Annotated in this window: 11 protein-coding genes; 2 read left to right on the plus strand and 9 right to left on the minus strand. The window is 61.9% G+C overall.

Annotated elements, in window-relative coordinates:
* Positions 1-94 precede the first annotated feature (94 nt).
* The 7 genes from tauD to AC07OV_RS00525 form a co-directional block, all read right to left on the minus strand.
* Positions 95-931, minus strand: a complete 837-nt coding sequence (gene tauD, locus AC07OV_RS00495; protein WP_495091236.1) for a taurine dioxygenase — start codon at positions 929-931, stop codon at positions 95-97.
* Positions 932-942: 11 nt separating this feature from the next.
* On the minus strand, positions 943-1779 hold the full coding sequence (tauC, locus tag AC07OV_RS00500) for a taurine ABC transporter permease TauC (protein WP_495091237.1): 837 nt from the start codon (positions 1777-1779) through the stop codon (positions 943-945).
* On the minus strand, positions 1776-2555 hold the full coding sequence (gene tauB / locus AC07OV_RS00505; protein ID WP_176997358.1) for a taurine ABC transporter ATP-binding subunit: 780 nt from the start codon (positions 2553-2555) through the stop codon (positions 1776-1778). The genes tauC and tauB overlap by 4 nt, the downstream gene beginning before the upstream one ends.
* Before the next feature lie 16 nt (positions 2556-2571).
* Positions 2572-3549 (minus strand): taurine ABC transporter substrate-binding protein, encoded by a 978-nt coding sequence (tauA, locus tag AC07OV_RS00510; RefSeq protein WP_176997357.1) that lies wholly within the window; start codon positions 3547-3549, stop codon positions 2572-2574.
* Positions 3550-3772: 223 nt separating this feature from the next.
* The gene (gshA, locus tag AC07OV_RS00515; protein WP_495091238.1) at positions 3773-5356 is read right to left on the minus strand and encodes a glutamate--cysteine ligase; all 1584 of its coding nucleotides are present in this window, start codon (positions 5354-5356) and stop codon (positions 3773-3775) included.
* A 215-nt stretch (positions 5357-5571) separates the two neighbouring features.
* Entirely contained in the window at positions 5572-5955 is a 384-nt protein-coding gene (locus AC07OV_RS00520) for a PaaI family thioesterase (protein WP_176997355.1), read from the minus strand.
* Positions 5955-8279 (minus strand): Tex family protein, encoded by a 2325-nt coding sequence (locus AC07OV_RS00525; RefSeq protein ID WP_176997354.1) that lies wholly within the window; start codon positions 8277-8279, stop codon positions 5955-5957. Before AC07OV_RS00525 ends, AC07OV_RS00520 begins: the two co-directional genes overlap by 1 nt.
* Before the next feature lie 357 nt (positions 8280-8636).
* On the opposite strand from AC07OV_RS00525, the gene ompR reads away from it, so the two are divergent.
* Both ompR and AC07OV_RS00535 read left to right on the plus strand, forming a co-directional pair.
* Complete coding sequence (ompR, locus tag AC07OV_RS00530) at positions 8637-9377, plus strand: osmolarity response regulator transcription factor OmpR (protein ID WP_015373500.1); 741 nt, start codon at positions 8637-8639, stop codon at positions 9375-9377.
* A gap of 117 nt (positions 9378-9494) precedes the next feature.
* Positions 9495-10808, plus strand: coding sequence for an ATP-binding protein (locus AC07OV_RS00535; RefSeq protein ID WP_176997353.1), 1314 nt, complete (start codon positions 9495-9497; stop codon positions 10806-10808).
* Between the two features lie 171 nt (positions 10809-10979).
* On the opposite strand, the gene rimK is transcribed toward AC07OV_RS00535, so the two are convergent.
* Together rimK and rimB are read right to left on the minus strand one after the other, a co-directional pair.
* A complete protein-coding gene (gene rimK, locus AC07OV_RS00540) occupies positions 10980-11885 on the minus strand; it encodes a 30S ribosomal protein S6--L-glutamate ligase (RefSeq protein WP_003187674.1) in 906 nt (301 codons plus the stop codon).
* Positions 11882-12364 carry a retropepsin-like aspartic endopeptidase RimB gene (gene rimB, locus AC07OV_RS00545; protein WP_495091239.1) on the minus strand — a complete coding sequence of 161 codons (483 nt, stop codon included), beginning with the start codon at positions 12362-12364 and terminating at the stop codon, positions 11882-11884. The genes rimK and rimB overlap by 4 nt, the downstream gene beginning before the upstream one ends.
* Positions 12365-12581 lie beyond the last annotated feature (217 nt).

Consider the following 12581-nt stretch of genomic DNA (forward strand, 5'->3'; position numbering starts at 1 on the left):
CGCCTCGGTGTGGCAGTTAGACCGTGGTGATGCTATCGCAGGCAAGCCAGCTCCCACACAAGCCAGGTTCCACAGGTGATCTTCAATGCGGGGGTTAGAAGGGTACGTCGCCCAGGATGGTCGCCCGGTGCATCACCCGCCGCTGTGGCCGGTAGTCATCCACCGCGTAGTGCTGGGTCACGCGGTTGTCCCAGAACGCCACGTCATTTTCCTGCCAGCGCCAGCGAATGGTGAATTCCGGACGGATCGCGTGGGCGAACAACAGTTTCAGGATTGCCTCGCTTTCGGCCGGTTCCAGTTCGTTGATCTTGGTGGTGAACCCATCACTGACAAACAGCGACTTGCGCCCACTCACCGGATGCGTGCGCACCACCGGGTGCGACAGCGGCGGGTTCTTCTTGCGGGTTTCTTCCCAGCGCGCCAGGTCTTCGGCGGTGTTGCCAAAGCGCTCCAGCGGGAAGGACTTGGTGAAGTCATGGGTAGCGGTCAGCCCGTCGAGCAAACGCTTCAACGGCTCCGACAACGCCTCATACGCCGCAATGCCACTGGCCCACAACGTGTCGCCACCAAACGCGGGCAGCAGCTTGGCGCTCAGCACTGCACCGAGTGCGGGCGTTGGCAGGAAGGTCACGTCGGTGTGCCACACGGCGTTGTCACGCACGTCGGTGACGGCGGTGTCGAGGATCAGCACTTCGGGCTGTTCCGGCACGTTGGGGTAGATCGGGTGGATGTGCAAATCACCAAAATTCGCCGCGAACCGCGCCTGCTGTTGGGGGGGGATTGCCTGGCCACGGAAGAACAGCACCGAGTGGGTGAGCAACGCCTGTTCGATGGCGTCGCGTTGTTCGATATTCAGTGGCTGGGTGATGTCGACGCCGCTGATCAGGGCGCCCAAAGCGGTGCTGATGGGGGTAACGGTCAGGCTGCTCATGCTGTTCTCACTCAATGTGCCTGGCCATGCCACGGCACTAATTTACGCTGCAGGGCACGCAGGCCCATTTCCATGGCGAAGGCGATCAGGGCGATGACGAGGATGCCCAACACCACCACGTCGGTGACCAGGAACTGCGCCGCCGACTGCACCATGAAGCCCAGGCCACTGGTGGCGGCGATCAATTCGGCGGCGACCAGTGTCGACCAACCCACACCCAGGCCGATGCGCACGCCAGTCAGGATGTCGGGCAGGGCGCTCGGCAAGATCACGTGGCGGATCAACTGGGCACGGGTGGCGCCTAACGACTGCGCCGCGCGCAGCTTGGCCGGGTCGACGGTGCGCACGCCGGTCGCGGTGGCGATGGCGATGGGCGCAAAGATCGCCAGGTAAATCAGCAGCACCTTGGACAGTTCGCCAATGCCGCACCAGATCACGATCAGCGGCAGATAGGCCAAGGGCGGAATCGGACGGTAAAACTCGATCAGCGGGTCGAGAATGCCCCGGGCAATACGGTTGGAACCGATGGCGATCCCTACCGGCACGGCGGTCAGCACGGCAAAGCCCAGGCCCAGGCCGATACGGCTGAGGCTGGCGCCCAAATGCTGCCACAAGGTGGAGTCCATGTAGCCGGTAGTTGCCAGTAGCCAGCCTTTTTGCAGCACGGCCGACGGTGGCGGCAGGAACAGCGGTTCAATCAACCCGGTGGCGGTCACGGCCCACCAGAGGGCCAGCAGCGCGACCAGGGTCAGTACGCTGATCCAGCGCGTGCTCAGGCTGCGACGCACCGGAATCACCGCGTGTACCACCGGCTTGGCGACGGCGGCGGGGAGTTCGTAGCTGCTCATGCGGACACCTGCCGTTGGGAGAACACTTTGCCCAGCACGTGTTCGCGGGTTTCGATAAAGCGCGGGTCGGACTTGATTGCCCGTGCCGATTCACCAGCCGCATACCGCTGGCCGAAGTCCAGGCTCAGGCGTTCGACGATCTGGCCCGGGTTGGGCGCCAGCAGGATCAAATCAGTGGCGAGGAATACCGCTTCTTCAATGTCGTGGGTAATCAGGAACACCGGCTTGGCCGTGCGTCGCCATACCTGCAGCAGCAACTCTTGCATCTGCTCGCGGGTGAAGGCGTCGAGGGCGCCGAAGGGTTCGTCCATCAGCAATACGCGAGGGTCGGCAGCCAAGGCACGGGCCAGGCCGACGCGCTGCTTCTGGCCGCCGGAGAGTTGCCAGATGCGGCGGTTGTCGAAACCGGCCAGGTCGACCAGGGCCAACATTTCCCGGGCACGCACTTCACGTTGCGCCTTGGGTACGCCGGCCAGTTCGAGGCCGAAGGCGACGTTGGCCAGCACGTCCTGCCAGGGCAGCAGGGCGTCGTCCTGGAACACCACGCCGCGTTCGGCGCTGGGGCCCTTGACCGGTACGCCGTCGAGGGTAATGCGCCCGGCGGACGGTTCGACAAAGCCGGCAATCAGGTTCAACAGCGAAGTCTTGCCACTGCCGGACGGGCCGAGGGCCACCAGCAATTGCTGGGGCCCCAGGTCGATTGAGATGTCAGACAGTACCGGTTCTGTGGCGCCTGGGTACTGTGCGCTGATGCGCTCCAGTTGTAGCAAGGCCATCGCGATGAACTCCTGATCAGTTGGTAATGAACTTGGCGCTGACGTACGGGGCGTAGTCCGGCAGTACCGCGTCGACCTTGCCTTGTTCCTTGAGGAACGCGGCGGTGTCGGTCACGGCCTTGGTGGTCGGCGCGCCCAGCAGGGTCACTTGGTCAGCAGCCAGCGGGTAGACGTTGCCTTGCAGCAGCAATGGGATGTCGCTGGCCTTGGCGCCGGACAGCTTCACCAGCTTGTCGACGTTGCCTTTGTCAGCGAGCCAGGCTTGTGGGTCTTTGCGGTAGGCGGCGTAGGCATCCAGGGTGACTTTGGCGAAGGCCGTGACGATTTCCGGGTGCTTCTCGGCAAAGTCCTTACGCACGATCCACGCGTCGAAGGTCGGCGCACCGAACTTGGCCAGCTCGCCGGAGGTGATCAGCACTTTGCCGTTTTCCTTGGCCACGCCCAGGGCCGGATCCCACACGTAGGTCGCGTCGATGTCACCGCGCTTCCAGGCGGCGATGATGGCCGGTGGTGCGAGGTTGAGGATGGTGACTTTCGACGGGTCGATGTTCCAGTGCTTCAGTGCGGCTAGCAGGCTGTAGTGGCCGGTGGACACGAACGGCACGGCGACTTTCTTGCCAACCAGGTCCTGTGGGCTATTGATACCCGAACCGTTACGCGCCACCAGGGCTTCGGCTCCGCCGATCTGGGTGGCAACAAGGAAGGTTTCTACCGGCACTTTGCGAGTGACGGCGGCGGTCAGCGGGCTGGAACCGAGGTAGCCGATCTGCACGTCGCCGGAAGCGATGGCGGCGATGATGTCGGCGCCATTATCGAATTTGCGCCAGTTGATCTTGGCATTGGTGGCTTTTTCATAGGCGCCATCGGCCTGGGCGACTTTGGCCGGGTCCACGGTGGTCTGGTAAGCGATGGTCACATCCGCCGCCTGGGCAAACAGGCTGGCACCGGCCAGGGACAATGCGGCCAAAAGGCGCAGAGGGGTTAACAGTTTCAAGGGGAAGCTCCTCAATCAGGCGGCCGAGGATCGGCGTGTGAGGAGACTAAATGATCTAAGAATCCGAAAATAAATAACATTTTCGAATTAGCTTATGAGAGGAAACGCTGTCGGATTAAAACGAATAACCCCGTAGGAGCCCGGCTTGCTGGCGATGGCGTATTCAAAAATCGCTATCGCCGGCAAGCCGGGCTCCTACAAGGGTGGTGAGGCCATGGAAATGCTAGTTGCTGATGGCGAGGATGCTCGCCTGGTACGACCCGACAAACACATCAAAATCGCCCACTTCGTTCTGCTCCAGCTCCGCCTGTTGCGCCAGCGACGTGCGTGCCAGCTCTTCGAAGCGTGCCTGCTCTTCGGCCGGCAGCGGTTCCTTGCGGAAGTGCTCGGCGTGCAGTTGGCTCTGGTGCAGGGAGAACTGCGCAAAACTCTCTTTACGCTCAGCCATCGCCGCCAACACCTGGGCCGACGGGGTCAGGGACGGGTCCTTGACCTTCGCCAGCTGGGCGTCCAGCGCCTGGCTGTGTTCGGTGATGCCGTGGCTTTCATCGAGCAGGGCAGCCAGCGGTGCGATTTTTTCCAACAGTTCGGCGGCCCATTCCTTCATGTCCACTGGCTGGCCATCGCGCTGCAATTGCAGGCCTGGGCGGCGACCTTCCTTGACCACGCTGAGGAAGTTGGAGGTGGCATTGCCGCACTCGTTGTTGGCGAACAGCGGGCTGTCGTTCAACGCGCAATACAGCAGGAAGGCGTCGAGGAAACGCGACTCCGGCAGGTCGATGCCCATCGGCAGGAACGGGTTGATGTCCAGGCAGCGCACTTCGATGTACTGGATGCCGCGAGCCATCAGCGCCTGGATCGGGCGCTCGCCGGTGTAGGTCACACGCTTGGGGCGAATGTTGGAGTAGTACTCGTTTTCGATCTGCAGGATGTTGGTGTTGAGCTGTACCCACTCACCATCCTTGTGGGTGCCGACTTCGACGTACGGCGCGTAGGGCGTTGCCACCGCTTCACGCAGGCTGTCGGTGTAGCTGTTCAAATCGTTGTAGCACGGCGTGAGGCCGGCCTGGGCGTTGCTCTGGTAGCCCAGGTCGCTCATGCGCAGGCTGGTGGCGTACGGCAGGTACAGGGTGTCGGCGTCCAGTACTTCAAGCTGGTGCGAGCGACCCCGTAGGAAACCGGCGTCCAGGGCCGGCGAGGCACCGAACAGGTACATCAGCAGCCAGCTGTAGCGGCGGAAATTACGGATCAGCGCGATATAGGCGGTGGACTGGTAGTCGCGGTCGGTGCCGACAAACCCTTCGGTTTCCTTGAGCAGTGGCCACAGCTCTTCAGGTAACGAAAAGTTGTAATGGATCCCGGCGATGCACTGCATGGTCTTGCCGTAACGCAGGGCCAGGCCTTTGCGATACACGTACTTGAGCTGTCCGATATTGGACGTACCGTAGTAGGCAATCGGAATGTCTTCCTCGGCCGGCAACGGGCACGGCATCGAGGGGCTCCACAGGTATTCGCTGCCCAGCTTGGTGTAGGCAAAGCGGTGGATCTTGTCCAGGCTGCTCAGGGTATCGGCCGGGTTCGGCAGGGCGGGAGTGATGAACTCCAGCAGCGATTCCGAGTAGTCGGTGGTGATCTGTTCGTGGGTCAACGCGGCGCCCAGGGCTTCAGGGTGCGGTGTTTGCGCCAGGCGGCCTTCACCGGTAACGCGTAGGCATTCGCGCTCGATGCCGTGCAAGCACTGCTCTAGCAGGGAGAGGTGTTCGCGCTTGCCGAGCAGAGCCAGGCGGCGGTTGAGAAGTTCGCTCAAGTTGGATTCCTTCACGCGTCAGTCGCCCCAATATGGGGGTGGGCAGGACGGTCTACAAGGGTGAAGTTGAAACTGGCGTTATCGCCTGGTTTTCGAGCCGATTTAACTGGCCCTGAAAGTGCCGACTTCAGTCCCTGAATCTGGCTATAGCGCAGGAAGAAACTTCCGACGCCGCTTTCGCAGCGCCGAAATTAACTCAAATCGAGGGCAGGGAGCTATAGGACAGCGAAGGTGCCTTGTGCTTTTGCGACCAGTTTTTCGTCCTGGTACACATCCGCTTCCACCACCAACGTGCGGCGGCCGGCATGAATCACGCGGCTGGTGCACAGCACGTCACCGTCTTCGACGGCGCGGATGTAGTTGATTTTGCATTCGATTGTCGCGCTCTGCTGGTCAAAGCCATGGGAGCTGGAACAGGCCAGCCCCATCGTGATGTCCACCAGGCTGAAAATCGCCCCGCCGTGGAGCTTGCCTGCGCGGTTGCGCAGGTGCGGCTCCAGGGTCAGGGCCACCTCGGCAACGCCTTGTTCGAGGCGTTGCAGGCGGCAGCCGATCAGTTCGCTGAACGCGCTCTGGGTCAAACCGGCAGGGATTTCCATCAGCGTTTCTTCAACTGTTTGGCGTTGGCGAACAGCGAGGCCATGGCATTGTTGCTGGGCGCTGCGGCGGTGGTTTCCTTGCGCGGCGCAGTGTTCTGCGACTGACGCGGTGTGGAACCGGGGCGTGCGCCACGGGCACCGTCGATTTTCTCACCCGGGGTGTCGCTCATGCGCATCGACAGGCCGACACGTTTGCGCGGGATGTCGACTTCCATGACCTTGACCTTGACCACGTCACCGGCCTTCACCGCTTCGCGCGGGTCTTTGATGAATTTCTCCGAAAGCGCAGAGATATGCACCAAACCGTCCTGATGCACGCCGATGTCCACAAAGGCGCCGAAGTTGGTCACGTTGGTCACCACGCCTTCGAGGATCATGCCAAGTTGCAGGTCCTTGAGGTCTTCGACGCCGTCCTGGAACTCGGCGGTCTTGAACTCGGGACGCGGGTCGCGGCCAGGTTTTTCCAGCTCTTGCAGAATGTCGGTGATGGTCGGTACGCCGAAGGTTTCGTCGGTGTACTTCTTTGGGTCCAGGCGCTTGAGGAACGCGGCGTCGCCGATCAGCGAGCGGATGTCGCGGTCGGTCTCGGCAGCGATGCGTTGCACCAGCGGGTAGGCTTCCGGGTGGACTGCCGAGGCGTCCAGCGGGTTGTCGCCGTTCATCACGCGCAGGAAACCGGCAGCTTGCTCGAAGGTTTTTTCGCCCAGGCGTGCGACCTTTTTCAGCGCGGCGCGGGTTTTGAACGCACCGTTTTCATCGCGGTGGGTGACGATGTTCTGCGCCAGGGTGGTGTTGAGGCCGGAAATGCGTGCCAGCAGCGCCACGGAGGCGGTGTTTACGTCCACGCCGACTTTGTTCACACAGTCTTCCACCACGGCGTCCAGGCCGCGCGCCAGTTTCAGCTGCGACACGTCGTGCTGGTACTGGCCGACGCCGATGGATTTCGGGTCGATTTTCACCAGCTCGGCCAGCGGGTCCTGCAGGCGGCGGGCGATGGACACTGCGCCACGGATCGACACGTCCAGGTCCGGGAATTCCTTGGAGGCCAGTTCCGACGCCGAGTACACCGAAGCGCCAGCTTCGGAGACCATGACTTTGGTCATCTTCATGGCTGGATATTTTTTGATCAGTTCGGCGGCCAGCTTGTCGGTCTCGCGGCTGGCGGTGCCGTTGCCGATGGCGATCAGGTCCACGGCGTGCTTGGCGCACAGGGCGGCCAGGATGGCGAGGGTCTGGTCCCATTTGTTGTGCGGCACGTGCGGGTACACGGTGGCGTGGTCCAGCAGCTTGCCGGTGGAGTCGACCACCGCGACCTTGCAACCGGTACGCAGGCCCGGGTCGAGGCCCAGGGTGGCGCGCGGGCCGGCCGGTGCGGCCAGCAGCAAGTCGTGCAGGTTGTGGGCGAACACGTTGATCGCCTCGGTTTCGGCGCCGTCGCGCAGCTCGCCCAGCAGGTCGGTTTCGAGGTGGGTGTAGAGCTTGACCTTCCAGGTCCAGCGCACGACTTCGCCGAGCCACTTGTCCGCAGGACGATTCTGATTCTGGATGCCGAATTGTTGACCGATCATGCCTTCGCACGGGTGCATGGTGCCCGGCAGCTCGTCGCCGACTTTGAGTGCGGAGCTGAGAATGCCTTCGTTGCGGCCGCGGAAAATGGCGAGTGCACGGTGGGAAGGCATGCTTTTCAGCGGTTCGTCGTGTTCGAAATAGTCGCGGAACTTGGCGCCTTCTTCCTCTTTGCCGGCGATGACGCGGGCGCTGAGGGTGGCCTCCTGCTTGAGGTAGGTGCGCAGTTTTTCCAGCAGGCTGGCGTCTTCGGCGAAGCGCTCCATGAGGATGTACTTGGCGCCCTCGAGGGCGGCCTTGACGTCGGCGACGCCTTTTTCGGCATCGATGAAGCGAGCGGCTTCGGTGTCCGGGCTTAGCGATGGGTCGTTGAACAGGCCGTCGGCCAGCTCGCCCAGGCCGGCTTCCAGGGCGATCTGGCCCTTGGTGCGGCGCTTCTGTTTGTAGGGCAGGTAGAGGTCTTCGAGGCGGGTCTTGGTGTCGGCGAGCTTGATGTCGCGCTCAAGTTGTGGGGTCAACTTGCCCTGTTCCTCGATGCTGGCGAGGATGCTGATGCGCCGTTCGTCGAGTTCTCGCAGGTAGCGCAGGCGCTCTTCCAGGTGACGCAGTTGGGTGTCGTCGAGGCTGCCGGTCACTTCTTTACGGTAACGGGCGATGAAAGGCACCGTGGAGCCTTCATCCAGTAGAGCGACGGCCGCTTCGACCTGTTGTGGGCGTACACCGAGTTCCTCGGCGATGCGGCTGTTGATGCTGTCCATAAAACCACCTGAAATTCTGAAAAGCAGCTCGCAGGCCCGGAAAACAAGGCCTTGGGAGGCTGGTTGAGCGGCCCGACTGGCGCCGCTGCCTGGGTCAAGAGGCAGCCTATTGACCCTCGAAATCGAAAAAATCACGACAAGCGGGTGAAAAAAAGCCCGGCAGTAAACGGTAACGATCTGACGTTGCCCTGCACGAAGGCGCCGCATTATAACCAGCGTTCTGCTCTTGGGGGGTACTGCGCCAGAGGTTGTAGGGCGCGGGTTCGCTGGCGGTGGAGGAAAAATCTGCTAACAATGCACACGGTGCGTATAACGGCAGCTACGCCATAATGCGCGCCGAGATAAGAGGAGCATCTAATGAGCAGCACTGCACAAACTGCTGAAGGCGAAAAAATTCTCATCGTTGATGACGATCCGGGGCTGAGCAGCCTGCTGGAGCGTTTCTTCAACTCCAAGGGCTACCGTGCCCGCGCGGTGCCGAACACCGAGCAGATGGACCGCCTGTTGGGCCGTGAGGTGTTCAACCTGGTCGTGCTCGACCTGATGCTGCCCGGCGAAGACGGCCTTACCGCCTGCAAACGCTTACGTGGCGCGAACAACCAGATTCCGATCATCATGCTCACCGCCAAGGGCGATGAGCTGAGCCGCATCAAGGGCCTCGAACTGGGCGCCGATGACTACCTGGCCAAGCCGTTCAACCCTGACGAGTTGATGGCACGGGTCAAGGCGGTATTGCGTCGCCAGGCTCCGCCTGTACCAGGCGCACCGGGCAGCGAAGACGAGAGCGTCACCTTTGGCGACTACGAACTGTCGCTGGCCACCCGTGAGCTCAAGCGTGGCGATGAAGTGCACATGCTGACCACCGGCGAATTCGCGGTGCTCAAGGCACTGGTGATGAACGCTCGCCAGCCGCTGACCCGTGACAAGCTGATGAACCTGGCCCGTGGCCGTGAGTGGGACGCGCTGGAACGCTCCATCGACGTGCAGATCTCCCGTCTGCGCCGGATGATCGAGCCGGACCCGTCCAAACCGCGGTATATCCAGACGGTGTGGGGCGTGGGTTATGTGTTTGTGCCGGATGGCACTGCGACCAAGTGACCCATGATTTGCGGCGGCAGGCATCCCGGTGTTCAGTTTCTTGAATATCGACAGGGTGCCCGGCCTCCGCAATTCTGCGAGCGCCGCTCGTTCCTGCAAGGTGTCTAGCTGTCTCCTATGAAAACCCCGTTGTGGTTCCCACAAAGTTTCTTCTCGCGCACCCTTTGGCTGGTGCTGATCGTCGTTCTGTTTTCCAAGGCACTGACGCTGGTTTATCTGTTGATGAACGAAGACGTGCTGGTGGACCGACAATACAGCCACGGTGTGGCCCTGACCCTGCGCGCCTACTGGGCCGCCGACCCCGAGAACCGCGAGAAGATCGCCAAGGCCGCCACGCTCGTGCGCGTGGCGGGCGCTGGCGTGCCGGAGGGCGAGCAGCACTGGCCCTACAGTGAGATCTACCAGCGTCAGATGCAGGCCGAACTGGGTGAGGACACCGAGGTGCGGCTGCGCATGCACGTGTCCCCGGCCCTGTGGGTTCGGGCGCCGAGCCTGGGCCAGGATTGGTTGAAAGTACCGTTGTACCCGCATCCGCTGCGGGGGCAGAAGATCTGGAACGTGTTGGGCTGGTTCCTGGCGATCGGGTTGCTTTCAACCGCATCCGCGTGGATTTTCGTGCGTCAGCTCAACCAGCCACTCAAGCGCCTGGTGTTTGCCGCCCGCCAGTTGGGGCAGGGGCGAAGCGTGCGATTGCCGGTCAGCGATACGCCCAGCGAGATGACCGAGGTGTACAGCGCCTTCAACCAGATGGCGGAGGACGTCGAACAGGCCGGGCGTGAGCGCGAGCTGATGCTTGCGGGGGTGTCCCATGACCTGCGCACGCCGCTGACGCGTCTGCGGCTTTCACTTGAGCTGATGGGCAACCACAACGACCTGACGGATGACATGGTGCGTGATATCGAGGACATGGACGCGATTCTCGACCAATTCCTGGCGTTTATCCGTGATGGCCGTGACGAGGTAGTCGAGGAAGTCGACCTGACGGACCTGGTGCGCGAGGTGGTCGCGCCTTACAACCAGAATGGCGAGCAGGTGCGTATGCGCCTGGAGCCTATCCAGCCGTTCGCCTTGCGCCGTGTATCGATGAAGCGTCTGCTGAACAACCTGATCGGTAACGCCCTGCATCATGCCGGTTCGGACGTGGAGGTGGCGGCCTACGTGTCCGGCGACAGTACGGCACCTTACGTGGTGCTCAGCGTGATGGACCGTGGCGCGGGTATCGACCCGGCTGAGCTGGAGGGCATCTTCAACCCGTTCACCCGTGGTGATCGTGCCCGGGGTGGCAAGGGCACCGGCTTGGGGTTGGCGATTGTGCGGCGAATTGCTTCGATGCACGGTGGCAACGTTGAGCTGCGCAACCGTGAAGAGGGCGGCCTGGAGGCGCGGGTGCGCTTGCCGCTAGGGCTGATGTTGCCCCGCGACGCGGTCTAGGCAACAACATAATCCGAATGTGGGAACGAGCTTGTATGGGAGCTGGCTTGCCTGCGATGGCATCACCGAGGTGTGCCTGACACACCGAGGTGTCTGCATCGCGGGCAAGCCCGGCTCCCACACAAGCCGGCTCCCACATTGGTTTTGCAGTGTTTCAAAAGCTGTGTTTTATCAGCCCTTGCCTTTGGTCCGGGTCATGTTCGGCCCACCATTCTTCTCAAGATGCTGAATGATGATCCCCGCCACATCCTTGCCGGTGGTGGTCTCGATCCCTTCCAGGCCTGGTGATGAGTTCACTTCCATCACCAGCGGCCCATGGTTGGAACGCAAGATATCCACACCCGCCACGCTCAGCCCCATCACCTTGGCCGCACGCAATGCGGTCATGCGCTCTTCCGGGGTGATCTTGATCAGGCTGGCGCTGCCGCCTCGATGCAGGTTGGAGCGGAACTCACCGGGTTTGGCCTGGCGCTTCATCGCAGCAATGACCTTGTCACCCACCACGAAGCAGCGAATGTCGGCACCACCGGCCTCTTTTATGTATTCCTGCACCATGATGTTCTGCTTGAGGCCCATGAAGGCCTCGATCACCGACTCTGCGGCGGTGGCGGTTTCGCAGAGCACCACGCCGATACCCTGGGTGCCTTCCAGCACCTTGATCACCAGCGGCGCGCCGTTGACCATTTCGATCAGGTCGGGAATATCGTCCGGGGAGTGGGCAAAGCCGGTGACCGGCAGGCCGATACCCCGGCGTGACAGCAGTTGCAGCGAACGCAGCTTGTCCCGCGAGCGCGCAATGGCCACCGATTCATTGAGGGGGAACACCCCCATCATTTCAAACTGGCGCAGCACCGCGCAGCCGTAGAACGTCACCGATGCGCCGATGCGCGGGATCACCGCATCGAAGCCTTCCAGCGGTTTGCCCCGGTAGTGGATCTGCGGCTTGTGGCTGGCAATGTTCATATAGGCACGCAACGTGTCGATCACCACCATTTCGTGGCCACGTTCGGTGCCGGCCTCAACCAGGCGGCGGGTGGAATACAGACGCGGGTTTCGCGACAGCACAGCAATCTTCATGCAGCACCTGGGGCAGAAAGTGTAGAGACCGGGAACACCGGCTTGTCTTGAACGTACTTGACGCCGGGGTTGACCACCAACTGGCCGTCAATCAACGCCTTGGAGCCCAGCAACAGGCGGTAGCGCATGGCCTTGCGGCAGGCCAGGGTGAACTCCACCCGCCAGACCCGATCGCCCAACGCCAGGGTGGTGCTGATCACGTAGCGCACCTGCGCGTGACCGTTGGAACTCTTGATGGTTTTCATCGTCACCAGCGGCGCTTCGCAGCGGCGGTGACGCAGTTGCACCACGCTGCCCAGGTGCGCGGTAAAGCGCACCCACTTTTCACCCTCGCGCTCAAACGGCTCGATGTCGGTGGCATGCAGGCTGGAAGTGCTGGCGCCGGTGTCGATCTTCGCGCGCAGGCCCGCCACTCCCAAATCGGGGAGTGCCACCCACTCACGCAGACCCACAACGGTCAAATGGTCAAATGTCTTCAAAATGGGTAACCGGCAATTCAGAAATGTTTCGTAGTCGTCGAGGACAGTAACGTCCAACTGCGCATGGATTGTGACAATCCCCAAACCTTATCGAGGGTTTGGCGCCGATTTCGCGGTATTCACGCAGAATATTCGGCAAATGGCGACAGATATCTCTCAGGCTGCAGTAATCAGTAGCTGTTAGGGAAAGGCACGCAAAAATCGCGTTCCTTGGCGT

It is taken from the genome of Pseudomonas sp. GW821-FHT09A09 (assembly GCF_059418405.1).